The sequence below is a fragment of the Mucilaginibacter myungsuensis genome, assembly GCF_015222005.1.
GTDB lineage: Bacteria > Bacteroidota > Bacteroidia > Sphingobacteriales > Sphingobacteriaceae > Mucilaginibacter > Mucilaginibacter myungsuensis.
Map to the genome: position 1 here is coordinate 204,508 of NZ_JADFFL010000002.1, position 24,844 is coordinate 229,351.

Consider the following 24,844-nt stretch of genomic DNA (forward strand, 5'->3'; position numbering starts at 1 on the left):
ATTATAGTTTAAGGAAAGTTAAAATGAGCTTGCTTAAGTTTTACCACAAAGGGCACAAAGGCTGTGGTCCATTAAGGCTTTGTGCCCTTTGTGTTTCCTTCCGCAGTGCCCTTTGTGGTTAAATGACACTAAACATATCTTAAAGCATGCCCGATAAAATTATTGGTCAAACCAAAGTCCTCGGTGCCTTTGCGGCGGATAAAGAAGAAATCGCGGGTGATCTTCAGGCCTTCGATCGGCACTTCCACCAGATCGCCCTCGGCTAATTGGCGCACGATGGACGGGCGGGGCATGAAGCCCAGGCACTGGTCGGCCAGCAGGAAATTCTTTAGAGCCTCGGTACCGCCCAGTCGTATCTTCACCGATAGGTCGGCCGGTTTGATATGATGGGTAGACAACTCTTTTAACAACGCATTAAGTGTACCCGAACCACGTTCACGCAAAGCGACAGGCGTTTTCAGGAGCTGTTTTAGCGTAAGCGACCTCCCCGCCAACGGACTATTGGCCGAGCATACCGGGATCACCTCGTCGCTCATAAAAGGCTTGTAGGATACGGTGGTGAGTTTATTATCTACTTCGATGATGCCAAGGTCCACCTCATGGTTAAGCAGCGCGTTCAGGATGTACTCCGAGTTACGGTTAACCAATTGGATATCCACATTGGTGTACTCTTTTTGAAAACCCGACAATATCGACGGCAAAATATACAGCGCGATAGTGGTGCTTGCCCCCAAGCGCAAATGCCCCGCCGCGTTGGACAGGTTGCTCAGGACAGACAGATCGTACTCTATCTTGCGCTCTATCTCGGTAGCTTGCAGCAAGTATTCATTTAACTTTTTGCCGGCTTCGGTAAGCAGAATACTATTGCCCTTACGTTCAAAAAAAGCCACTTTGTATTGATCCTCCAGCGCCTTAATGTGCTTGCTGATCGCCGGCTGGGTAACAAATAGCACCTGGGCAGCCTTAGAGAAACTCATGTTGGCGGCAACCTCCATAAACACACGATGGGCGAAGGATATCATGGCATACAAGGTAAGCATTATAAACTAAAGTTATAATGACACTAATGCCTTTGGACTGACCACAATTAAAACGAATTTCACCAACTGGTGTTCAATAACAACCCGTACTGATCCCAAATTCGTTTTAATTCGAACAAATTAGTGCTACTCTTAAATTAGTGTCGAAATTCAATTATGAAGATATCTAAATACCTCCATTCCTGCCTTGTTTTTGAAAATGACGGCTTTAAACTGCTGATCGATCCGGGCAACATCAGCTTTGCCGAGGGTTTCATAGGGCCTGATGAATTTGGCGACGTGGATGCTATTATTATCACCCATATCCACCCCGACCATTTTGACATGGAGCAACTGCCAAAGATCATGGAACTAAGCGGCGCCCCTGTGTACACCGTACAGCAGGTCATCAATGAAATGGCAAAGGCGGGTTTACAAGCTGAGTTTATCCCAAATAAGGTAGGACCCTTCGTTATCGAGTCGTTCGCGGCGCAACATGAGTTGATCATGGATAATCCGCTACCCGAGATGGCGGCACTGGTGATCGACGGTAAGGTATTGCATCCGGTAGATTCATTAGCTGCTGAATTATTAAAATACCAGGGAATCGAGCTGGTGTTGCTGCCCATAATGGCACCTTTTACTAACGAGCCGACCGTGGCTAAATTTGCCGACGCGCTGGCCGCCAAACAGGTATTGCCCGTGCACGATGGTTTTGCCAAACCCTTCTTTTTAAAACAGCGGTATGCCGCTTATAAAAAGCACTTTGACAGGCTGGGTATCGTCTTTCACGACTCTATGGTGCTTGGGCATACGGTAGAAGTGTAAAAGGCTATGATCGGATGGGGTGTGGACACATCTTTTTAAATGATGCAAATTTCTATGTCCCAGCGGGACTACCTGTTTGTAGCCGTGTAAAACCAGCTTGAAAATCCCTTGTAGAGGCTACCTTATTCCGATTGCATGTCCGATCTGAATAGCGTAGGAGGGTAGCGCCTACGGCCCAATAATTATTTATTCAGGTTCCTCCTACAAACAGGTAGCCCTTAAAGGGCAAAAAAAATGTGTCCACACGATAACCCTCCACGGGATCTTGCCAAGATCGCCATCCCCCCCTGACCGCTTCGTCAGTATGCCCGTAAAATAGTTGATACATCAAACTATTTAAGATGTTGGCGTTGTTATATTTACTGTCCGATCTATCCATGGAAATTATTGAACCTATTTCGCGCAAGCTCATTCATTTGGCTAAAATTTACCTCAACGTATTGTCGGGGCGGTTGGCGCATTTGGGGATCAACCGGTATTACTACGTAATGTCGCTCATCCATGCCGAAAACGGTAAGCTGACCCAAAAAGCCCTTGGCGAAAAATTGGGTATGGATAAATCGGCCATTGTAGGTATTATCGACTATCTGACCGATAAAGGTTATGTGTACCGGGAGGTAAACCCCGCCGACCGACGCCAGCATCTTTTGCGCACTACCCCTAAAGCCGTAAAAGCCGTGCCGGATATCATGGCCAAATTTAACGAGATGAACGATACCGTAGCAACGGATATATCGCCGAAGGAAATGGAGATCTTTTACAAAGTGCTGCACCAAATGGAAGAGAACCTGAAACCCTATGCGACCAAAGAAATGGACCTTGACCTGAACTTTAATAAATAGACCTGATCAAATAAATATATGAAACTAAGATATATCGTATATATCATTATTGCCCTGGTGGTGGGCTACCTGGTGTTCAACAAAATATGGGGTGGCAACTCCAAAGAGGCGGCCGGCGGTAAAGACGGCGGTGGCGCTGGTGGCGGTAAAGAAGCCAAAGGCGGCAAGGGCGGGGCCGGTAAAAAAGGCGGCCCTGTAAGCGTTAAGGTGATGATCGTGAAGGACACCACGGTGATCAACAATATCGATGTGACCGGAACTATCGACGCTAACGAACGCGTTAACCTGACCAGTCAGACAGCGGGTAATATCACCGCTATATACTTTAAAGAGGGCCAGCGTGTAAGCAAAGGCCAGCTATTGGTAAAAGTGTACGATCAGGATCTGCTGGCATCGGCACAGCAACTCACCTATCAGGCCAAGTTGGCTAAACAGGTAGAGACCCGCAACAAGGCCCTGTACGAGAAAGAAGCCATCAGTTTGGAAGAATACGAGACATCTCAAACCGGCGTGAACACCTTAAAAGCACAAGCCGACCTAATAAAAGCCCAGGTGGCCCGTACCGAGATCCGTGCACCATTTTCGGGCGTGATCGGGTTGAGGAATGTTAGTCCGGGTGGTTATTTGTCGCCTCAAACTTCGATAGCTACGCTGGTAAATATGGATCCTGCCAAAGTTACCTTCTCTGTTCCGGAGCGTTATCTGTCGCTGATCAAACCGGGCAGCAAGATCACCTTTACGGTAGCAGCATCGGGCAAGCAATACCCGGCAACGGTTTACGCTATCGAGCCGGCTATTGATGCAGCATCCCGCAGCGCGGTGATCCGTGCCGAAGCACCGAACCCTAAGAACGAACTGACCGCCGGCAGCTTTGCCAAGATCAACCTGACTTTAGATCAGATCCCTAAGACCATTATGGTACCGACCGAAGTAGTGGTGCCAGATCTGAAAAGCAGTATTGTTTATTTGGTTAAGAATGGCTTGGCTACGCCGACACCGGTAAAGACAGACCTGCGTACCGATACCAAGATCCAGATCACCGAGGGGTTAAAACCCGGCGACAGTTTGATCGTATCGGCCATTATCCAAATGCGGGCTAAGGTGCCGGTAGTAGTTAAAGGAAAAAACAAAAAGTAAGTATCAGCAATTATGAGTTTATCCTCAGTCAGTATAAAACGGCCGGTACTTGCAACGGTACTCTCCGTCGTCATTGTGGTCTTCGGGGTTATCGGCTACTCGTTTTTGGGTATCCGCGATTTCCCCTCGGTAGATCCGCCCATAATATCAGTAAGCTGTAGCTACGCCGGTGCCAACTCCGACGTTATCGAGTCGCAGATCACCGAGCCTTTAGAGAAAGCCATTAACGGCGTGCAGGGTATCCGTAATATCTCGTCCACCAGTTCGGTAGGTAGCAGCAACATCACTGTGGAGTTTGACCTTGATGCCGATCTGGAGACCGCTGCTAACGACGTGCGCGACAAGGTATCACAAGCCCAGCGCCAGTTACCGCAGGATATTGACGCCCCGCCGGTAGTGACCAAGGCCGATGCCAGCGCCGAGCAGATCCTGACCGTTACCGTGAGCAGTAACACCCGTAACATTAACCAGGTGAACGATTATGCCGAGAACGTTTTGCAGGAAGGTTTGCAAACCATCCCCGGTGTATCAGCTATCAACATCCAAGGCCAGCGCCAATACGCCATGCGCCTTTGGATAGACCCTAATAAGCTAACCTCGTTGGGTTTAGCCGCTACCGACATCCGCGATGCTTTAGCCAAGGAGAATGTGGAGCTACCGGCCGGTAAGATAGAAGGTAACAATACCGAGCTGGCCGTGCGTGCCTTGGGTAAATTGCATACTGTAAAAGATTTTAATGATCTGATCATCCGTGCCGATAGCAATAAGGTGATACACTTTAGTGATGTGGGTTATGCGGTTTTAGGCTCGGCTAACGAGCAAACATCGCTGAAAGAATCAGGCATACCGATGGTGGGCCTGGCTATCGTTCCGCAGCCGGGTGCCAATTATGTGCAGATCGCTAAGGATTTTTACAAGCGTCTGGAAGAGATCAAGAAAGACCTGCCCGAAGATATTTCCGTTGACGTGGCGCTGGATAATACCCGTTTCATCAACCAATCCATCAAAGAGGTTGAGGAGACATTGCTGATATCGTTTATCCTGGTGGTGATCATCATTTACCTGTTCTTCAGGGACTGGCTCATTGCGTTCCGCCCGTTAATCGATATCCCGGTATCGCTGATCGGTGCGTTCTTTTTGATGTACATCTTTGGGTTCTCTATCAACATCCTTACGCTGTTGGCTATCGTCCTCGCGACGGGTTTGGTGGTGGATGATGGTATCGTTGTGACGGAGAATATCTACAAAAAAGTAGAGCAAGGTATGGACATCCGCAAGGCTGCCTTTGAAGGCTCGGCAGAGATCTTTTTCGCGGTGGTTTCTACCTCGGTTACGTTGGCAGCTGTGTTCTTGCCCATCATTTTCTTACAGGGTTTTACGGGTCGGTTGTTCCGCGAGTTCGCGGTCGTCGTCGCGGGGGCGGTGTTGATATCGGCTTTTGTGTCGTTGTCGCTTACGCCGATGCTAAACGTTAAATTGATCCGCAAGGACCAAAAGAAATCTAAATTTTACGAGCGTACCGAGCCATTCTTCCAACGAATGACGGCGGCTTATACCGAGACGCTGGTAGCTGCCATGAAATGGCGATGGACATCGTGGCCGATCATTGGCGTTTGTTTGATCGGCGCGTATATATTAGTGAAAGTGATCCCGTCGGAATTAGCCCCGCTGGATGACCGCAGCATGTTACGTTACCAGGTTACAGCGCCCGAAGGATCATCTTACGAGTACACGGCCAAATACATGGATAAAGTATCGCAACTGATCGAGGACTCTATCCCCGAAAAGCGTATCAATATCTCCATCACAGCCGCAGGGCGCGGTGGCGCCGGTGCGGTGAATAGCGGTTTTGGCCGTATCGGCCTGACCGAGCCGGGCGAGCGTACCCGCACTCAAGCAGAGATAGCGGCTTATCTGACCAAAAACCTGCAAAAATTTAACGACGGGCGGGCTATTGTGGTGCAAGAGCAAACCATCAGCGGTGGGGGTAGCGGCGCACGTACATCGTTACCGATACAGTTCGTGCTGCAAAATCAAAACTTCGAGAAGATCCGCAAGATCCTACCCGAGTTTATGGCCGAAGTGCAAAAAAGCCCCGTGTTTATGACGCCCGATGTCAACCTGAAATTTACTAAACCCGAGCTTACGGTAATTACCGACCGCGACCGTGCGCGAGACCTTGGCATTTCGGTTGCTGATATTGCATCTACCCTGCAATTGTATTATAGTGCCGGTCGGGTAGATTACTTTATCATCAACGGTAAACAATACCAGGTGGTGGCCCAGGTAGATAGGGCTAACCGCGATCAGCCGCTGGATCTTAAATCGGTTTACGTGCGTGGCTCACGTGGCAATCTGGTACAGCTGGATAACGTGGTGAAGGTTTCCGAAGATGCTATCCCGCCATCGATATTCCACTTTAACCGTTTTAAATCAGCCACGGTACAGGCCGGATTAGCGCCGGGTTACAGCATGGGCGATGGCATTGCCGAAATGCAGCGCATCGCCAAAGAAAAGTTGGACCCGACGTTTAGTTCGGACCTGAGCGGCCCATCGCGGGATTATTCAGAGTCATCATCTAATATATTATTCGCCTTCGCTTTCGCGCTGTTGCTCATCTACTTGGTATTGGCGGCGCAGTTCGAGAGCTTTATCGACCCTTTCATTGTAATGATGACCGTGCCTTTGGCTATCGCAGGGGCGTTCCTATCGTTGTGGTTGTTCAACCAAACGCTGAATATCTTTAGCGAGATCGGTATGATCACATTGGTAGGTTTGGTAACTAAGAATGGTATCCTGATCGTAGAGTTCGCTAATCAACGCATGGAGCATGGTGTTAGTAAAGCCGAGGCTATTATAGAGGCCGCAACAGCCCGCCTGCGACCGATCTTGATGACCAGTTTGGCGGTGGTACTGGGTTCGGTACCGATCGCATTGGCCTTGGGCGCTGGTGCAAAAAGCCGGGTGTCGCTGGGTATCGTGATCATCGGCGGGATGTTGTTCTCGTTGATACTGACCCTGTACATCATCCCGATGATCTACCAAATGATCGCCGCCAAGGAGCGCCACGATCCGGATGAAGAGGACGAGACTGGAACGATCGAAAAACCACGCAGACTGAACCCTAAGCAACCTAAACTGATAGAAAATCTGTGAGAGACATGAAACATATTAAGATAGTTTGCTTGTTAGCCTTGCTTGCTGTATCACAGATGGGCCTGGCACAGAACGCGCCGCGCCTAACGCTGAAAGAGGCGGTAGAGATAGCTTTAAAGAACAACTATAACATACGCCTGGCGCAAAACAATAACACCATTGCCAAAAATAATGTAACGATAGGTAATGCAGGCATGCTGCCCCAAGTGACCGGCGACTTGACCACCAATGCCAGCCGGCAAACCGTACAACAGACCCGGTCGGATGGTACGGTGAACAACCTTAACGGCATCCGTAACAGCAATAACAGCTACGGCCCCAGTTTGAATTGGACCATATTTGACGGCCTGGCCATGTTTGCCAATTATGACCTGCTGAAACAACAGAATCAACTGAGCGATCTTAGGCTGCGGGACACCATCCAAAGCACCATGGCCGATGTGATAGCCACCTATTACAATCTGATCAATCAGAACGCGCAGCTGCGTGCCCAAAAGGGTGTGATAGAAATATCGCGTACGCAGGTACGTATCGCCAATGATAAATTTACCGTTGGTCGTGCAGCAAAGCTGGAATTATTGAACGCCCAGGTTAACCTGAACACGGACACTGCCGCGCTGATCACCTTAGAACAACAATACAGAAGCACCAAGATACGCCTGAACCAGTTGTTGATCCGCGATCTGCAGAGTGATTTTTCTGTCGCTGATACCATTATTGTGGATGATAAACTGAAACTGGCCGATGTGATAAACAATGCCCAAACGCAAAACCCGGCCATCCTATCAGCCGAGATCAATAAGCGTGTAGCGGATATATCGCTGAAACAGATCAGGTCTACCCGCTATCCCGTACTCAGCGTCGGTACGGGCTACACCTGGACCAACAGCGCAACCCCGGCAGGTTTCACCCGTACACAGAACGCCCACGGGTTTAACTACGGGCTAACGGCATCGGTAAACATCTTTGACGGTTTTAACCAATGGCGACGCGAGCGCAATGCCAAGATCCAAATAGATAATGCCGGCATCAGCGCCAAGCAGGTGCGGTTGGATGTGGAAGCCCAGATCAGCGACCTGTTCATGAGTTATCTGGCGGGTTTGCAACTGATCAAGATCGGCGATGCTAATGTGGCCTTAGCCAAACGTAATCTGGAGATCACTTTGGATAAGTATAAGCTTGGGAACATAACCCCTTTAGAAGTAAGAGAGGCGCAACGGAACTATCTGACGGCCACATCTACCTTTTTTTCGGCCGAATATCAGAGCAAACTGGCAGAAATTACCTTAAAGCAGATCACCAACAGCATCAATATCGAATAAATTGTCGAACAAATATTTTTTTTTTCCGTAAAATACTATTTTTGAGGATCATAAAAATTTATGGCAGTTCCCTACAAAATATGTTTGCTGATCGATGACAATTATATAGATAATTTTGTCACGCGCAGGATATTGGAAAGCGGGAACTTTGCCGAAGAAATTATTGTGCGGCAATCCCCTGCCGAAGCTATCGAATCCCTTAGGGATGGTTCGGTTAAGCCCGATGTGATCTTTTTAGACATCAGGATGCCGATGATGAGTGGCTTTGAATTTTTGCAGGAGTACGATAAATTGGACGAGGACGTGAAACGCGCCAAGCTTTTCATGCTGTCGTCGTCGCTTGATCCTACCGATCTTAAACGCTCGTCAGAGAACAAGTACGTTACCCAATTTATCCACAAGCCGCTTACCCACAAAATGTTGGAAGAGCTTAGTGCATGATATTAGTTGCCGATAGTGGTTCATCAAAGACCGACTGGCTGCTGGATAACCCCGGCGGCGAACCTTCGGCCTACAGTACAGATGGCCTTAACCCCTACTTTTTAACCGAAAAAGAAATTATCAAAAAGCTGCAGGATCAGCTTCAAGGCTTGCTTGATGTGGCACACAAGGTGACCGAGATCTATTTCTTCGGCGCCGGTTGCTCCAGTCCGGACAGGCACGAGGTGGTTTCTAATGCCCTCAGCTCGGTCTTTCCAAAAGCATACATTAGTGTAGATAGTGACCTTTTGGGTTGTGCTTACGCCACTTGCGGCCACGAGAAAGGCATTTGCTGTATCCTGGGCACAGGTTCTAACATCTCCTTTTTTGATGGCGAAGAGGTCGCCGAAGGCAAACACGGCCTTGGCTTTGTACTGGGCGACGAAGGTGCAGGCACCTGGCTTGGCAAATCTTTAGTGACCGACTACCTTTACGGCAATATGCCGGCCGATATAGCCAAACAGTTCGGCGATGCTTATCAACTGGATAAAGAGACCGTGATCAGCAAGGTGTATATGCAGGCCGGTGGTAATGCTTACCTGGCATCATTCACCCGCTTTTTAAGCAAGATCCGCGAGACGGAATACGCGCAGCAAGTATTGAGCAACTCGTTCACCGAGTTTATAGAGACCAATATTAAAAGCTACCCCGAATACCGTCGTTACAAATGCCACTTTGTAGGCTCCATCGCCTACCACTTTGCCGACGAGCTAAAAGCCCATTGTGCTACCCACCATATCCAGGTAGGTAAGATCATCCCCAAACCCATTCACGAGTTACTGAAATTTATTTTAGTGAGGAATCTGGCAGTGTAAACAGCTTTTTAAAACTGTCACCGCAAGGTCTCTCGCGAGAGGACCCTGGGAGGTTAGCAGGTCAATCATGCAAATATCAAGACCTTGCAAGCTTGCGCAGGGTCCTCTCGCGAGAGACCCTGCGACGACAAAAAACCCATCCACGAGTTACTGAAATTTATTTTGGTGAGGAATCTGGCGGGGTAGGCTACTTTCGGGGATCCATAAACCATATCCCCGTAAAACCCTACCTTTGCACCCATGATCGAGGTAATTCTAAAAAAAGGTAAAGAGAAAGCTGTACTGCAACGCCACCCCTGGGTATTTTCGGGCGCTATCGAAAAAGTAAAAGGCAAACCCGCCAACGGCGAGGTGATCCGTTTGATAGATGCTAAAGGCGCTTTCCTGGCTTACGGATTTTACAACGATCAGTCGCGCGTAGCGGTGAGGTTGCTGGAATGGAACGAAGAGAACCCTACCGACGATAATTGGTTCCGTGCCCGTATTGCCCAGGCTGTTAAAAGTCGCGCGGAGTTGTTGTCGAGTGGTGATACCGATACTTGCCGCCTGATCTTCAGCGAGGCTGATTACCTGCCGGGATTGATCGTAGATAAATACGCCGACTACCTTTCGGTACAGGTACTTACCTCTGGCATCGAATCCGTAATGCCGGTCATCATCGATGAGTTAAAAAAACAACTGACCCCCAAAGGTATCTTTGATAAAAGTGACACCTCATCCCGCGCACACGAGGGTTTGGGCGAATCGTTCGGTGTATTGGCCGGCTCGCCACCACCGGAGTTGGTGCATGTAAAAGAGAACGGCATCACCTATGGCATTAACATTGCCGAAGGCCAAAAATCAGGCTTCTATTGCGACCAACGCGACAACCGTAGGATATTGGCCGGCTACGTAAAAGGCAAGTCGGTGTTGGATTGTTTTTGCTATACCGGCGGCTTTACGCTGAACAGCTTAAAACATGGTGCCGCATCGGTGACCAGTGTAGATAGTTCAGCCCTGGCGATAGAGACCCTTGCTCAAAACATCACCCTTAATAATTTAGATGCGGCCAAACAAGCATCAGTTAAGTCGGACGTAAATAATCAACTACGGAAATTCCGCGACGAAGGGCAGAAGTTTGATGTGATCGTATTGGATCCCCCAAAATACGCACCGTCACGCTCGGCATTGGACAGGGCATCACGCGCTTATAAAGACCTCAACCGCTTAGGCATGCTCTTGCTGAACGAGGGCGGTTTATTAGCCACCTTCTCCTGCTCGGGCGCCATGGATCTGGAAACGTTTAAACAAGTGTTGGCCTGGGCCGCTTTAGACGCAGGTAAGCAAGTTCAATTCATCAATCAATTTTGCCAGCCTGAGGATCACCCGCTAAGGTCATCATTCCCGGAGGGGGAATATTTGAAGGGTTTGTTGTGCCGGGTGTATTAAATAATTGACATAGATCATCTGATCCACCTCTTCGGAGGAGGACGACCATCAACTTGGCAAAAAGCGTAAAAAAGTTTGTCATCCTAAGTAACGAAGTACCTTCGCTACAGTGCGATGCGGCCGTGCAAGCACGATATGCTTAATGGTGAAGGTCCTTCGTTCCTCAGGATCGAGCTTGCCGAAGGGCGCGCGGCAGGTTTGCCACCAAGTATATCCGAAATGCATTGCAGCCAATGGTTCGACAGGCCCACCACGACATCGTTATCGAACTATCTCGCTGCCGATATCTTATTCGTCAACACTACAAAATCGGCCACACTTAAGCGCTCGGCACGCAAGTCCAGCATAGGCTCGTCAGTCATTTTTTCTTTGTTGATGAGGGATGATACCGCGTTGCGCAATGTTTTACGGCGCTGATTAAACCCAGCCTTTACTACCTGCCAAAATAATTTCTCGTCGCAATCCAAAGCTTTGGTCTCGTTACGGGTGAGGCGGATCACTGCCGACAACACCTTAGGCGGTGGATTAAATACCCCGGCCTTAACGGTGAACAGATATTCTACTTGATAATAGGCCTGTAAGAAAACGCTCAGAATGCCGTACTCTTTACTGCCCGGCTTTACGGCGCAACGTTCGGCCACTTCTTTTTGGAACATGCCGACCACCTCTACCACCCTGTCGCGATTGTCCAGTACTTTAAAAAGTATTTGGGAGGATATATTGTACGGGAAGTTGCCTATGATGCCGAACGGCTCTGTCGATACCTTATCAAAGTCCATCTCCAAAAAATCATCATTGATCAGTCGGTCGCCTAATTGGGGATATTTTTTTTTAAGGAAATGGTACGATTCGGTGTCGATATCGATCAGGTGTGTATTCAGCCCTTCTTTTTGCAGCAGAAAATCGGACAAAACACCCATGCCGGGTCCAACTTCTAACACGGTAGTGTATCTGCCCTGATACTTAAGGCTGTCCACTATCTTCGACGCGATATTTTTATCCGTCAAAAAATGCTGACCTAAGTGTTTTTTTGCGCTGACCAATGACATGGTGCAAAAGTAAGCCTTTTAAGGTGAAAGGTAAGAGGTGAAAGGCGAAAGGTTTTTATCGGCTGATACTTGACGATGAAAAACCATCTAAAGTTTTAGCTTTGCATAATTGTAGCCTTTGCATTGCGGAGGCTTATGCTTAAGAAAACAAAAGTCGGGCAGATCAGCTTTATGCTTTCAGCCTTACGCTTTCAGCTCATAACGCCATGGAAAAAATTAAAGTAGGGATAAGTATCGGTGATATTAACGGCATCGGTCCGGAGATAGTGATCAAAACTTTGTCCGACGCAGCTATACTCAATTACTGTACGCCGATCATTTACGCGCAAGCCAAAGTAATATCGTTCTACAAACGTGGCGTGGGCGCACATGACTTTAATTTTAACGTAACCGACTCGGCTGCTGATGCCGCCCCGCGCAAGGCCAACGTGATCAATTGCTGGGAAGAAGAAGTAAAGATAGAACCCGGCCAAAATAACGAGGTGGGCGGCAAATACGCTTTCCTTTCGTTAGAACGCGCCACAAGCGATCTGCTTGCCGGGCAGATCGATGCTCTGGTTACCGCACCTATTAACAAAGAGAACATCCAGAACGAGGATTTTAAATTCCCCGGCCATACCGAATATTTACAAGAGCGCGATGGCGCGGCTAACTCGCTGATGTTTTTAGTGAGCGAAAAGATGCGTGTTGGCGTGGTAACAGGTCACATCCCGGTTTCGCAAATATCGCAAGCCATTACTACCGAAAAGATATTAGCCAAGATAAAACTGATGGCCGCCAGCCTGAAGAACGACTTTTGGATACGCAAACCTAAGGTAGCCGTATTGGGCTTGAACCCACACGCCGGCGATAACGGCCTGATCGGCGAAGAGGAGCAACACATCATCACCCCGGCAATTGAAGAAGCCCGCGCTTTAGGTATCCTGGCGATGGGTCCGTACCCAGCCGACGGTTTCTTTGCTAACGGTGCTTACACCAAGTTTGATGCGGTGTTGGCCATGTATCACGATCAGGGGCTGATCCCGTTTAAACAAGTAGCATTTGAGTCGGGTGTTAACTTCACCGCCGGGTTAAGTTTTGTACGTACATCGCCGGATCACGGTACTGCCTATGACATTGCAGGGAAAAATGAGGCTTCTGAGGCATCATTCCGTGAGGCTTTGTTCTCGGCCATACACATTGTTAAGAATCGCAGGGAAAATGCGGTATTGAACGAGAACCCGCTGCAATTCTCTAAGTTAAGCAGGGACAGGGACTAACCTCTATCGCCTTAAAATATAAAAGGGGTTGCTATTACAGCTGCCCCTTTTCTTTTAAAGCTTTTTCGCGTTCTTTTTGTAAACGTTTCAACTCGCGTTTTTCCTGGCGGATCTGCTTGGGTGTTTTGCCGGCGGTGTCCACCTTCGGGTCATCGGTCGTGTCTTTTTTGAAAACGCTTAATATCCGTTTAAACAGCCCCGGCTTTTTTTCCGGCTCGGCATCCTGTTGCGGGGGCGCTGCCGGGTTGATCAGGACAGGCCCTTCATCATCGTCCTCATCATCGGTGCCCGGTCTTAACAAACGGCCAACGTTGGCACTATCATCCGGATGGATCTGGCGGCGCAAACTCTCCTTCAACTGCACCGAATACATGCCGTAATAACTGCTATCGCGATGCGCGGTCAATCCGTGACCTTCCATCAGGTTACCGATCAGGTTAAAGTAATAGCCTAAGCGCGGATTTAATGAACCATCGGGCAGGAATGCATACAATCCTGACTTTGGTTTAGGAACTATACTGGCCAAATAGATACTTTCGCCCAAACTCAACTCGGCAGGTGTTTTTCCAAAATAATAGCGCGATGCCTCGCCTATCCCATACACGTTACGCCCCCATTCAATAATGTTGAAATAAACCTCCAACATACGGCTTTTGGTCATGATGCGGTTATTCTCTAACAGCCATACGATCAGCATCTCCTCCATCTTTCGCGATATGGTCTTATTGCGACTCAGGAAAGCGTTCTTTACCAGCTGCATAGATATGGTACTTCCGCCCCGTTTAAATTTCTTTTCGATATAATCGGTCGCCAGTGACTTACGGAAAGCTTCTTCCACAAAGCCGTTATGGCGATAAAATGTCGGGTCTTCTGCGGTCAGCACCGCGTTGCGCAGGTCGGGCGCGATCTGGTCTATCGGGGTGTAATTAGGGTTCTTCGGACTGATATCCCTTGCCGGCATGGGTTTGCCCTTCTCGTAAGGGATGTAAATAAATGGTTTATTCAAGCGGCTAAAGTCGGTCTTTCCGTAACCAACTACCTTAAAGCCATCCTTATCCAAACGTGAATCGAACTGAACATCTTTAGGGTTGGATGCATCAAGATAAAAGTTCAGTTTGTAATTCAGTTTGCCGACTACCTTGATGCCTTGCAAGGTCTCGAAGGTACCACCCGGGAAGCAGTCGAAAAGATCTTGTGCGTTCTGCCAGCCGGTGTTCACCTTCATCTCATAAATTTTGACGGGATTAAGGGTGTACTTGATATACGGGTTGGCCGTCATGTTCTTCAACCGGATAACCGACGAACTATCTACCGATACATAATTAGGGCCGACAAAGATATTGGCCTCGATAGCCCCGCTCGGGATCACAATATCAGTAGTAGACAAAGCCGCATGGTTCACTACTAAATTACGGGCTGATAGCGTGCTATAGATCTTGGTCTCGCCGCCGCCGTTGTCAACCTTGTTCAGTTTGGTGGTGATGGTATCGAAACTTACCCGGGCTTTAAATCTTTTCTCAACGAATGGCAGCGTGATCTTGCCCTTATCAGCAAACAGACTAATGTCTATATTCTTATCCGAGGGGTGCATCGTCCCCGCAAAATGCCAAATGGTATCGCTGTTGTTTACTTTAATGTTAGAGGTCAGTCTACCGTCTTTGATCAGTGCGGTCACGCCAATGGTCACCTTGCTTGAATCATTGGTGTAGATCGTCCTAAAGCTTTTCATATCCAGGTTATCCGGAATCTTATATAGCACTTGTTTGATCAGATTATCGGCCACTTCGCCAAGATCCACCTTGCTTTTAGTGGCAGTAGAGTCTTTCTTTTTGCGGAATAGGAAATCAAAGTTTTTAACGCCTTTAAGGTCGGTCAGGTTCAGCCAACCGTCCTGCATGTCTACCTCGGCCAGTTTTACATTGCCAAATATCAGCGGGAATAATTTAACGCCCACTACAAAGTTATTGATCTTAAGCAGGCTATCACGACCCTGCGGAACGATGGTAATGGCATCAAAAGCAACGGTAGCGAGACCCGTGAAATGCTCGCCTTCTATTTTTACATCTAAATTATGATCCTTCTTAGCTTTAGCCTTAACTTTGGCGATAACTTTTTGCAACATCACCTCGCGCTTAGAATAGGCCACGAAACCGCCTATCAGTAACACCACGATCAGAATGGAAACGGCTATAAGGGCAATACGGATGTATTTGGGGTTAAGGCGTTGCATCAGGTAAATTTTGTCAAAGCTAATTAAATATGTACCGATACAAAACGCAAGTTATCGGGCAATTATTTCAAGTAACAAAAAGCAAAGCGGCTCTGTTTTCGTAAATTTGGCCTATCTTAACTAACGTGATGTTTACAAAAGAACGAGTATTACAAGCCCTGGGCAATGTAGAGGAGCCGGATCTGAAGAAAGACCTGGTGACCCTGAATATGATACAGGACATCCATATAGAAGGCGATAGCCTTAGCTTTTCGGTGATATTGACCACCCCGGCATGCCCATTAAAGGCCATGATAGAAAATGCCTGCCGCAACGCCATAGCGCATTTTATCAGCAAGGATATTAAGGTGGATATCAATATGACATCGCGCGTGACCACGCAAAAAAACACCGGTGTGCCGGGCGTTAAGAATATTATCGCGGTAGCATCGGGTAAAGGTGGCGTAGGTAAATCTACCGTAGCGGCTAACCTTGCACTGGCTTTAGCGAAAAGTGGCGCACAAGTAGGTTTGATCGATGCGGATATTTACGGACCATCGGTACCGATCATGTTCGGTTTAGAGGGGGCACGCCCGCAAGCCGGCAAGGTTGACGGCAAGACCCGTATCGAACCGATCGAGAAATATGGTATCAAATTACTATCGATAGGTTTCTTTACCGACCCTAACCAGCCGGTACCATGGCGCGGACCAATGGTATCGACAGCCGTAAAACAGCTATTTAACGATGCCGATTGGGGCGAGCTGGATTATCTAATAGTCGACCTGCCACCGGGCACCGGCGATATCCATATCACAGTAACACAAAGCTTCCCGGTAACAGGCGCGGTTATCGTGACCACTCCGCAGAACGTGGCTTTGGCCGACGCAAGAAAAGGCGTAGGCATGTTCATGATGGATGCTATTAATGTGCCGATCTTAGGTGTGATCGAGAATATGGCTTACTTTACCCCGGCCGAATTGCCCGAGAATAAGTATTACATTTTCGGTCAGGATGGTGGTAAAAAGTTAGCAGCCCAGATCGGTTCGCCATTTTTAGGCGAGATACCTCTGGTAAAAAGCATCAGCGAAAGCGGTGATGCCGGCGAGCCGGTAGTACTGCAAGGCGGTGTAATGGCTGATGCCTTTAGTAATATCGCTGAGCGGGTTGCGCAACAAGTGGCCATTGCCAATGCAAAAGCGAACGCTAAGGTAGTAGCAGCGATCTAAAAAATTATTAATACCTTTATACATAATTATATAACCATGAGTTTAATAGCACAGGTAGAGTCGGCGTTGGATAGTATCCGCCCTTATTTAGAGGCAGATGGTGGGAACGTGGCTGTTGAAGAGATCACTCCGGATAACGTGGTTAGATTAAAGTTGCTTGGCTCGTGCGGATCTTGCCCGATGAGCATCATGACGCTGAAAGCCGGCATTGAGCAGGCTATTATGAAAGCCGTACCTGGTATTAAAGGCGTTGAAGCCATCAACCTGACCGATATTGACGACCCTAACGCCGTATTGCCCGAGAACCTGAGGTAATACCACACTGTTAAGAATTGTTAAATTGGCATCGGCTTTGTTGCAATAATTTATATTTGCTATCCGTTAAACCTATCCGGCAAATCAAAGGGCTAATTTATGACTATGAGGTATCTGTACACTTTTTTATTGATGATCTTTTCGGCCGCCGCGTTCGCGCAGCAGGCTGATAGGCCGTTGATACAGTTGACAGGGGTGGTGGTCAATGCGGATAGTACCGATGTGATCGTGCCTTATGTGACCGTCACCAACCTTTCTAACAATAACCAAGCTAACGTAGCCAACTACAAAGGCTATTTCTCTTTCGTTGTGCACGAGGGCGATTCGCTCCGCTTTACTTGCGTAGGTTACACGCCCCAGGTGGTGGTGCTACCCAAAGAGATACCTACTAAAAGCCATACACTTAAAGTTTTAATGAAGTCGCAGATCATCAACCTGCCTACTTTTCACGTGTTCCCATGGGCTACTACAGAGGAGTTCAGGAAGGACTTTTTAACGATGAAGGTGGCCGACGATGACCTGGAGATAGCCCGCAAGAACCTGAGCAAAGGCTCACTGGCCGAACTATCAAAAGTATTGGCCCGCGATGCACACGAGATACAATCTGCCTACGCGCAGAACCAGCATCGCAACATCATGAATCAACAATCGCTGATGCCTAATCCGCTGTTGAATCCGATAGCCTGGGGAACACTGATCAATAATATCATCCAGGGAGATAAGAGCAGAGGGAAATAGGTTTAAGTCTGAAGTTCTAAGTTTTGGGTCTTAAGTCATCTTCAATTCGCGGTTTATGCAAATAGCAAAGTCCTAAGGGAGGGTCAAAGTCTTTTTAGACTTTGACCCTCCCTTAGGACTTCTGACTTAGAACTTAAGACTTCCGACTTACCTCCCTTTCTTAACTGCCGGGAATTTCATTTTATAATCCACGCTAACCATTCCGCGCGAGATATCGTTCAGTTTTTTCTCGATCATTCGCTTGCGCAACGGACTTAGTTTATCGGTGAATAATTTACCCTCTATGTGGTCATATTCGTGCTGGATCACGCGGGCGGCTAAACCCTTAAAGGTCTCTTCGTGGTGTTTCCAGTTCTCGTCGTAGTAGGACATGCGGATAACCGGTTTGCGGTAAACATCCTCGCGGATATCGGGGATGCTCAGGCAGCCTTCGTTAAAGCCCCACTCTTCGCCGGTCTCTTCTTCGATGCAGGCGTTAATGAATACCTTTTTAAAATCGGCCAGTTCGGGCTCGTCATCCGCAAAAGGCGAACAATCCACCACGAACAAGCGTGTAGCATGACCGACCTGCGGGGCAGCCAATCCAACACCACGGGCGTTGTACATCGTCTCGAACATGTCCTCCACAAATGCTTTGATGTTCGGGTTCTCTTCGGGCGATATATTGATGGCTTTCTTGCGTAATACCGGGTCTCCGTATGCTACAATAGGTAATTTCATGATGCAAAAATACAGGTTTTTATTTGTTGCGACAAAAGGGGGATGTTGAGCCTATGTAATAAACTATATCATTTTCCCTTGTCACGATGGATGACAAAAAAGACTATTAAAAGTTTGTTGTTGGAGCGTAGCGCAGCGATCTCAGAGGGCGAACAACGCGGACCTGCCTATAAGATCGCTTCGTCGCCCCTACCACACACCTTTCCAGCCGCTCCTCGCAATTGTAAGTGGCTGAGGATCGCGGGTCTTTTACTCCTCAGGCTCGAACATCAGCGTACACATGGCCGCCGGGTCAAACACCTCGTTACTGATCTGTAATAGTTGTTCTGCCGTTACGGCGTTCACTTTGCCAAATACTTCCTCTAAAGAATCCACCCGGTCAAAATCCATCAGGCTTTTGCACATGGACAGGATGAGGCTTAGGCGGTTCTCTTCGGCCAGGGCTATTTGCCCGGTAAATTTTTGTTTGGCTTGATGCAACTGCAAAGTACCGAGTGGTTTATCGCGTAGTTTTTTTAGTTCCTTATGCGTCAGGCGCAGGGCTTTGGCCGCTTTCTCGGCATCGGTTCCAAAATAAATGCTGAACAGACCCGTATCGGTGAAAGAAGTATAGCTGGAATCGATGGTATAAGCGATGCCATGTTTCTCGCGGATCTCCAGATTCAGACGGCTGCTCATGCCCATGCCGCCTAACAGGTTGTTCAGCAAAAGCAGGCCGTATTTTTCGGGGTGGTTAGATGGGTAAGCCCTATTGCCGATCACGCAGTGTGTTTGCGATATCGGTCGTTTTAAAGACAACTCGGCGCCCTGGATGGTTACAGGGGCTATCCTGTTCTTCGGTTGTTCGTTCGCTTTTACTCCCTCAAAATACTTGCTGAACATTTTGATGACGGCGTTAAAGTCGTGATCGCCAAATACGCCGAACACCATTTGGTGCGTGTTGTAATTAGTGGCAATGAAGTCGTCGATATCATCCTTGCTTAAAGCATTAACCGATTCGGGCGCGCCCAAGATATTATTGCCGAATGCATGACCTTTAAATAGCAGCCCCTCAAAGTCATCCTGTATGGCCTCTTCGGGCTGATCAAGGTACGAGGCTATCTCATCCAGTATCACACCGCGTTCTTTCTCCAGTTCATCCTGCGGGAAGGTGGAGTGAAAGATCAGATCCTCAAAAAGGTCTACCGCTTTGCTTAAATGTTGCTTTAACAGCGAGGCATGCAGGCAGGTGTACTCTTTGGTGGTATAAGCGTTCAGATCGGCGCCTACCAGTTCCAGATGGTTCAGGATCTGGGTGGTGCTGCGGCGTTCGGTCTCTTTAAACAGCAGGTGCTCTATAAAATGAGCTAATCCGTCCTTGCCGGGCTTTTCGTCGCGTGCGCCGGCGTTCACCATCATGCAGCAATGGGTAATGGCGGATGGGGAATGTTTAAATAACAGCTTGATGCCGTTGGGCAAGGTATGTACCTGATAGTCTAACATGCGGCGGTAAAGATACTGTTATCTATACGATAAAATTTTACTCCATTAAGGGATAAATTCCTACTTTAGTTGCATGAAAATTAAGGTTGCCGATCTTGAGTTTGAAAAGCTGATCAGTCAGGAAGTTATCCAGAAACGTATTACCGAAATTGCCGAACATCTTAACGAAGATTACGCCGGCAAAAGCCCCATCTTTATTGGCGTACTCAATGGCAGCTTCCTTTTCATAGCCGATCTGGTTAAACAGATCACCGTACCTTGCGAGGTTACTTTTACCAAACTGGCATCCTACTACGGCGGCACCGCCAGCAGCGGTAAGATCCGCGAGGATATTGACCTGGTAGTGGAGATCAAAGACCGCGATGTGATCATCATTGAAGATATTGTTGACAGCGGCAACACCCTTAATTACCTGGTGGAGAAATTGTACCTGCGAAAGCCGGCCTCTATTAAAGTTTGCTCGCTGCTATTAAAGCCCGAGTCGATGGAGATATCGGTCGAGGAGCTGGAATACGTAGGCTTCCATATCGCTAACGAGTTTGTGCTTGGCTACGGGCTTGATTATAAAGAGCAGGGCCGTAACCTGCTGGATATTTATAGGAAAGCTTAAGCTACCCACCTCCACCGACCATTCAGTCTAAACCCGATAGGAACGGAAAACCCGAAGCGTGGGTGGGATAAAGCACTTGGTATGGCGAGGCTTTGGAGTGGATAGCGGGACTGAAGCCCGCCATGTAACCCGGCCTTTCGTTTTCTAAAACTGTTTTTCCTTTCCGCTGTAACTTAACGGCACCCTTTCATTCAAAATTCATATAATATTTGCATTTTGCGGTAATGCCGGCCCTTAAACTCCCTTTCGGAAAACAGATAGCCTATGCCAGCGGCATGATAGGTTGGAGCATCATGACCAATATTATCATTGTGATGTTGCCCTACTTTTACCTGCCGCCATCGAACGCGGGGTTGGTGCCGTTGCTACCGCAGATCATGCTGTTAGGTGTGCTAAATCTACTGCCGGTGATAGCCGCAGCGGGCCGGGTTGTTGATGCCGTGTTCGACCCCTTTATTGCCTCTGTTAGCGATAAAAGCACAAACCCGGGTGGCAGGCGCATCCCATTTATGAAGTGGGCTATCCTGCCATCGGTGTTCTTTTGCTGTTTGGTGTTTTTCCCTGTGGTTAAAGGCGAGAGTATGTATAATGCCTACGCGCTCACCATTGGTTTGATGCTCTTTTTTATGAGCCTGACCACTTACATTATCCCATACAATGCGCTGTTACCTACGCTGACCGATACATCTGCCGAGAAAGTAAAGCTGTCGTCATACCAACAGGTCGGTTTTATTCTCGGGATGATCATTGCCGGCCTGGTGAACAATTATGCCAAGGCCCTGCAAAATAAGTTAGGTTTTATTGGCGCCGAAGAGGCCGTGCAATACACCATTTGGGCGCTATGCGTATTCGCCGGTATTATGATGCTGATCCCGGTGTTGGCTATCGACGAGCGCAAATACTCGAACGATAAGCCTACCCACCTGCCCTTGTTGCCAGCCATCCGTAAAACATTCAGCAATCCTAATTTTAAGTATTACCTGATATCCGATTTCTCGTTCTATATGGCGCTCAGCATCATCTCAAGCGGGTTGATGTACTTTGTGACCGTACTGCTGGATCTGCCCGCCACACAAGGCGGCGTAATGATGGGCGTAATGGTAGGTACTTCATTACTGTTCTACCCTGCAGTGATCTATCTATCTAAAAAGTTCGGGAAGAAACCACTGGTGATATTCTCTTTCGCGTTGCTGAGTTTGATCTTTGTGGCCATATACTTTTTGGGCGAATTACCTTTTGCCCCTAAAGTGCAGCTATATGCCATGGGCGTGGCGGCGGCTTGTCCGCTGGCGGCTTTGGGGATCCTGCCTAACGCCATACTGGCCGAGATAGCCGAACGCGATGCTGAAGAGACCGGAGAGAACAGTGAAGGGATGTTCTTTGCGGTGAAATATTTGTTTGTTAAGCTGGGACAGTCCTTAGGTATTGCCCTCTTCGCGTTCCTCACCATTTACGGTAAAGACCCCGGCAACGACTACGGCCTTCGCATGAACGGCATTTGCGGATTTATGTTATGCGTGGTAGCGCTATTGGTGTTCACCAGGTTCAAAGAACCGAAAGAGCAGGGAAAATAGCAGGTACATACCTTGGAGCCTCGCCAAAAATTCCCCTACATCAACTCCACCAATCGTTCTAACGCCATACCGCGTGAGCCTTTAATGAGGACTGTGGCGTTACGGATGGGTTTGGCTTTTAGGGCGTCGATAGCGTCTTGAGCGGTGCGGTAAAAGTCGGCATTGATCAATTCGCTTTGTTGATAGAAAGCTTCGCCGATGAAGATGCGTTGCGTAACGTTGGCATCCATCGCTTTTTGGATCACGCCCGCATGTTCGGCGGCCGAATCGTCGCCCAGTTCGAACATGTCGCCCAGGATCAATACTTTTTTATCGGCCGCTAACTTGCTGATGTTGTCTATCGCTACGGCCATACTGCTTGGGTTGGCGTTGTAATAATCGCACACCAGGGTGTTGGTGGCGGTGGTCATCAATTGCGAACGGTTGTTTTTAGGCTGATAGTTGGCAATGCCGGCATTTACCTCATCAGGCGTTAGATTAAAATAAGTGCCGATGCTGATGGCGATCAGGATATTGTCCAGATTGTATTCGCCTGTTAGTTGAGAACTTACCTCATGACTTTGCTTTTCGGCATTATTGGTCCAGCTTAGCGAGAGGAACGGCGCGTTAGCGATCAGCTTGCCGCTGATCAGCGCGTCCTCGCGATCGCCAAAGTAAATGATGTTCTTAATGTCGCGCTTGGCCTGCATTTCCATCAGCGTAGCATCGTTGCTGTTGATGAAAGCTACGCCGTTGTGGTTTTGCAGATGATCGTACATCTCACCTTTGCCGATCTTCACCCCCTCGACCCCGCCGAAACCTTCCAGATGGGCGCGGCCAACGTTGGTGATCAGTCCGTGACTGGGTTGGGCAATGCTGCACAGCAATTCGATCTCGCGTTGGTGGTTGGCTCCCATTTCTATTACAGCCATTTCGTGCGTATTGTTAATGCCCAAAATAGTCAGCGGGACACCGATATGATTATTGAGATTACCTTGCGTTGCCAACGTATTAAAACGTTGCGATAGCACAGCGTTAATGAGTTCTTTAGTAGTGGTCTTACCGTTGGTGCCGGTCAGGCCGATCACCGGGATATCGAGATGTTTGCGGTGCAGGCGGGCAACATCTTGCAAGGTCTCTAACACATCATCAACCAAAATAAATTGTTCGCTAACGCGATATTGGGCATTGTCGATTATCGCGAAGGCCGCACCCTGCTCCACAGCTTGCGGGGCAAATGTATTGGCATCGAACTTATCCCCCTTCAGGGCAAAGAAGATACAGCCCGGCGTGATCTTGCGGGTATCGGTGCTGATGACAGGGTTTTGTTGGTAATGCTGGTATATCTGTTCGGTAGTGGTCATGGCGTTGGGCCGTAAATGTCGGCAAGACCGAAAGTCCGAAAGTTTTTTTGAGTGCGCAAGTTTAATGGTAAAAGATGCGTAATAAGCCTCTTGCAAATACTTTGCTCCCTCTTTGCGCTTTAGCGCAGAAAGTGTCGCGCACGAAGTGCCGCGGGGGTGAGTCACAGATAAGCAGAGCAGTGATACACAGCCGCCGAGTTTACTCACCCGCCCATCGCTGCGCTGGGGCACCCTCTCTTCGCCTTCGGCGGAAAGAGGCATACAAACTACCGCTCCTTCACCATCCGCTCCAATGACTCGATAAATAAGGGATGATCGTTCAAGCTCTCTACCAACTGCACGTGTTCGCCGCCTTTTTCTTTAAACTCGTCGTTATACTCTACCGATACTTCGTAAACGGTCTCTAAACAATCGGCCACAAATGCCGGGCAAAATACCAGCAGTCGTTTTTTGCCTTGTTTGGCCAATTCTTCTATCACCACGCTGGTGTATGGCTGAACCCATGGGTCGCTACCCAGGCGCGATTGGAAACAAACGGTGTATTGGTCTTTGCTCAGGCCCATTTTTGCGGCAATGAGTTTGGCCGTATCATGTGATTGTGCCGAGTAGCAAAATTTATTGGTGTCGTTAAGTGTGCTGCAGCAATCGTCTTTTTTAAGGCAGTAGGCGCCCGTATGATCGCATTTGATCAGCTGGCGTTGCGGCAGACCGTGGAAACTGAACAGTACATGGTCGTAATTCTCGTGACCGTGTTTTGCGGCGTTGGCCACAAAGGTGTCGATCATCAGGTCATCATTGTGGAACGAGTTTACGAACGATATATGCGGGATGGTTTGCCATTGGCCAACCAGCGTCATCACCTTTTCCATCACAGAACCGGTACTGGCCGATGCATATTGCGGGAACAGCGGGATCACGCGGATCTCGGTTACCAAAGCGTCCTTTAATCGCTGCAAGGCCGACTCGATAGACGGGCTTTGGTAGCGCATGGCTAACTCTACCATGTATTCGTCGCCAAGTTTTTCTTGAAGTAATTGCTGTTGTTTGATGCTGTAGTAAAGCAGCGGCGAACCATCCTGATCGGACCAGATCTCGCGATACAACTGGGCCGACTTTGGCGCACGGAAAGGGACGATGATACCCCTTACCAACAAAGCGCGCGATATTACATTGATGTCTATCACGCGTCCATCCATCAAAAACTCGTTCAGGTACTTGCGCACGTCAGGTGTCGACGGGCTGTCAGGCGTACCTAAATTGACTAATAAAACTCCTTTTTTGCTCATTCC

The 24,844-nt window shown here is 48.4% G+C and carries 21 protein-coding genes; 14 read left to right on the forward strand and 7 right to left on the reverse strand.

Going from position 1 to position 24,844, the window contains the following annotated elements; translation table 11 throughout:
- Positions 1-128: 128 nt before the first annotated feature.
- The gene (locus IRJ16_RS04755; RefSeq protein ID WP_228079864.1) at positions 129-1,040 is read right to left on the reverse strand and encodes a LysR family transcriptional regulator; all 912 of its coding nucleotides are present in this window, start codon (positions 1,038-1,040) and stop codon (positions 129-131) included.
- 156 nt (positions 1,041-1,196) lie between these two features.
- On the opposite strand from IRJ16_RS04755, the gene IRJ16_RS04760 reads away from it, so the two are divergent.
- From IRJ16_RS04760 to IRJ16_RS04795, 8 genes are all read left to right on the forward strand, one after another.
- Complete coding sequence (locus IRJ16_RS04760; protein WP_194110386.1) at positions 1,197-1,847, forward strand: MBL fold metallo-hydrolase; 651 nt, start codon at positions 1,197-1,199, stop codon at positions 1,845-1,847.
- A gap of 377 nt (positions 1,848-2,224) precedes the next feature.
- Positions 2,225-2,689, forward strand: a complete 465-nt coding sequence (locus tag IRJ16_RS04765; protein WP_194110387.1) for a MarR family winged helix-turn-helix transcriptional regulator — start codon at positions 2,225-2,227, stop codon at positions 2,687-2,689.
- Between the two features lie 18 nt (positions 2,690-2,707).
- Entirely contained in the window at positions 2,708-3,826 is a 1,119-nt protein-coding gene (locus IRJ16_RS04770) for an efflux RND transporter periplasmic adaptor subunit (protein ID WP_194110388.1), read from the forward strand.
- Positions 3,827-3,838: 12 nt separating this feature from the next.
- A complete protein-coding gene (locus tag IRJ16_RS04775; RefSeq protein ID WP_194110389.1) occupies positions 3,839-6,982 on the forward strand; it encodes an efflux RND transporter permease subunit in 3,144 nt (1,047 codons plus the stop codon).
- A gap of 5 nt (positions 6,983-6,987) precedes the next feature.
- Positions 6,988-8,304 carry a TolC family protein gene (locus tag IRJ16_RS04780; RefSeq protein WP_194110390.1) on the forward strand — a complete coding sequence of 439 codons (1,317 nt, stop codon included), beginning with the start codon at positions 6,988-6,990 and terminating at the stop codon, positions 8,302-8,304.
- Positions 8,305-8,364: 60 nt separating this feature from the next.
- Positions 8,365-8,745 carry a response regulator gene (locus IRJ16_RS04785; protein WP_194110391.1) on the forward strand — a complete coding sequence of 127 codons (381 nt, stop codon included), beginning with the start codon at positions 8,365-8,367 and terminating at the stop codon, positions 8,743-8,745.
- The gene (locus tag IRJ16_RS04790) at positions 8,742-9,599 is read left to right on the forward strand and encodes an N-acetylglucosamine kinase (protein WP_194110393.1); all 858 of its coding nucleotides are present in this window, start codon (positions 8,742-8,744) and stop codon (positions 9,597-9,599) included. Before IRJ16_RS04785 ends, IRJ16_RS04790 begins: the two co-directional genes overlap by 4 nt.
- A gap of 240 nt (positions 9,600-9,839) precedes the next feature.
- Complete coding sequence (locus IRJ16_RS04795; protein ID WP_194110394.1) at positions 9,840-11,027, forward strand: class I SAM-dependent rRNA methyltransferase; 1,188 nt, start codon at positions 9,840-9,842, stop codon at positions 11,025-11,027.
- A gap of 269 nt (positions 11,028-11,296) precedes the next feature.
- Here IRJ16_RS04795 and rsmA read toward each other — a convergent pair whose 3' ends face one another.
- The gene (rsmA, locus tag IRJ16_RS04800; RefSeq protein WP_194110395.1) at positions 11,297-12,076 is read right to left on the reverse strand and encodes a 16S rRNA (adenine(1518)-N(6)/adenine(1519)-N(6))-dimethyltransferase RsmA; all 780 of its coding nucleotides are present in this window, start codon (positions 12,074-12,076) and stop codon (positions 11,297-11,299) included.
- Positions 12,077-12,282: 206 nt separating this feature from the next.
- On the opposite strand from rsmA, the gene pdxA reads away from it, so the two are divergent.
- Positions 12,283-13,335, forward strand: a complete 1,053-nt coding sequence (pdxA, locus tag IRJ16_RS04805; RefSeq protein WP_194110396.1) for a 4-hydroxythreonine-4-phosphate dehydrogenase PdxA — start codon at positions 12,283-12,285, stop codon at positions 13,333-13,335.
- 34 nt (positions 13,336-13,369) lie between these two features.
- On the opposite strand, the gene IRJ16_RS04810 is transcribed toward pdxA, so the two are convergent.
- Positions 13,370-15,565: a transglycosylase domain-containing protein gene (locus tag IRJ16_RS04810; RefSeq protein ID WP_194110398.1), complete on the reverse strand. Its 2,196-nt coding sequence runs from the start codon at positions 15,563-15,565 to the stop codon at positions 13,370-13,372.
- Between the two features lie 128 nt (positions 15,566-15,693).
- Here IRJ16_RS04810 and IRJ16_RS04815 point away from each other — a divergent pair, with 128 nt between their 5' ends.
- The 3 genes from IRJ16_RS04815 to IRJ16_RS04825 all read left to right on the forward strand — a co-directional run bounded on the left by IRJ16_RS04815 (position 15,694) and on the right by IRJ16_RS04825 (position 17,826).
- Positions 15,694-16,773, forward strand: a complete 1,080-nt coding sequence (locus IRJ16_RS04815; RefSeq protein ID WP_194110399.1) for an Mrp/NBP35 family ATP-binding protein — start codon at positions 15,694-15,696, stop codon at positions 16,771-16,773.
- Positions 16,774-16,809: 36 nt separating this feature from the next.
- Positions 16,810-17,088, forward strand: a complete 279-nt coding sequence (locus IRJ16_RS04820) for a NifU family protein (protein ID WP_194110400.1) — start codon at positions 16,810-16,812, stop codon at positions 17,086-17,088.
- A 105-nt stretch (positions 17,089-17,193) separates the two neighbouring features.
- Complete coding sequence (locus tag IRJ16_RS04825) at positions 17,194-17,826, forward strand: peptidase associated/transthyretin-like domain-containing protein (protein WP_194110401.1); 633 nt, start codon at positions 17,194-17,196, stop codon at positions 17,824-17,826.
- A 147-nt stretch (positions 17,827-17,973) separates the two neighbouring features.
- Here the strand turns inward: IRJ16_RS04825 and def are convergent, their stop codons facing one another.
- Positions 17,974-18,546: a peptide deformylase gene (gene def, locus IRJ16_RS04830; protein WP_194110402.1), complete on the reverse strand. Its 573-nt coding sequence runs from the start codon at positions 18,544-18,546 to the stop codon at positions 17,974-17,976.
- A 249-nt stretch (positions 18,547-18,795) separates the two neighbouring features.
- The gene (locus tag IRJ16_RS04835; RefSeq protein ID WP_194110403.1) at positions 18,796-20,028 is read right to left on the reverse strand and encodes a M16 family metallopeptidase; all 1,233 of its coding nucleotides are present in this window, start codon (positions 20,026-20,028) and stop codon (positions 18,796-18,798) included.
- Between the two features lie 73 nt (positions 20,029-20,101).
- On the opposite strand from IRJ16_RS04835, the gene hpt reads away from it, so the two are divergent.
- Both hpt and IRJ16_RS04845 read left to right on the forward strand, forming a co-directional pair.
- Complete coding sequence (gene hpt / locus IRJ16_RS04840) at positions 20,102-20,638, forward strand: hypoxanthine phosphoribosyltransferase (protein ID WP_194110404.1); 537 nt, start codon at positions 20,102-20,104, stop codon at positions 20,636-20,638.
- 224 nt (positions 20,639-20,862) lie between these two features.
- Positions 20,863-22,212, forward strand: a complete 1,350-nt coding sequence (locus IRJ16_RS04845) for an MFS transporter (RefSeq protein ID WP_194110405.1) — start codon at positions 20,863-20,865, stop codon at positions 22,210-22,212.
- Positions 22,213-22,247: 35 nt separating this feature from the next.
- Here IRJ16_RS04845 and IRJ16_RS04850 read toward each other — a convergent pair whose 3' ends face one another.
- Entirely contained in the window at positions 22,248-23,555 is a 1,308-nt protein-coding gene (locus IRJ16_RS04850) for a UDP-N-acetylmuramoyl-tripeptide--D-alanyl-D-alanine ligase (RefSeq protein WP_194110406.1), read from the reverse strand.
- 266 nt (positions 23,556-23,821) lie between these two features.
- Positions 23,822-24,841 carry a ferrochelatase gene (gene hemH / locus IRJ16_RS04855; protein ID WP_194110407.1) on the reverse strand — a complete coding sequence of 340 codons (1,020 nt, stop codon included), beginning with the start codon at positions 24,839-24,841 and terminating at the stop codon, positions 23,822-23,824.
- Positions 24,842-24,844 lie beyond the last annotated feature (3 nt).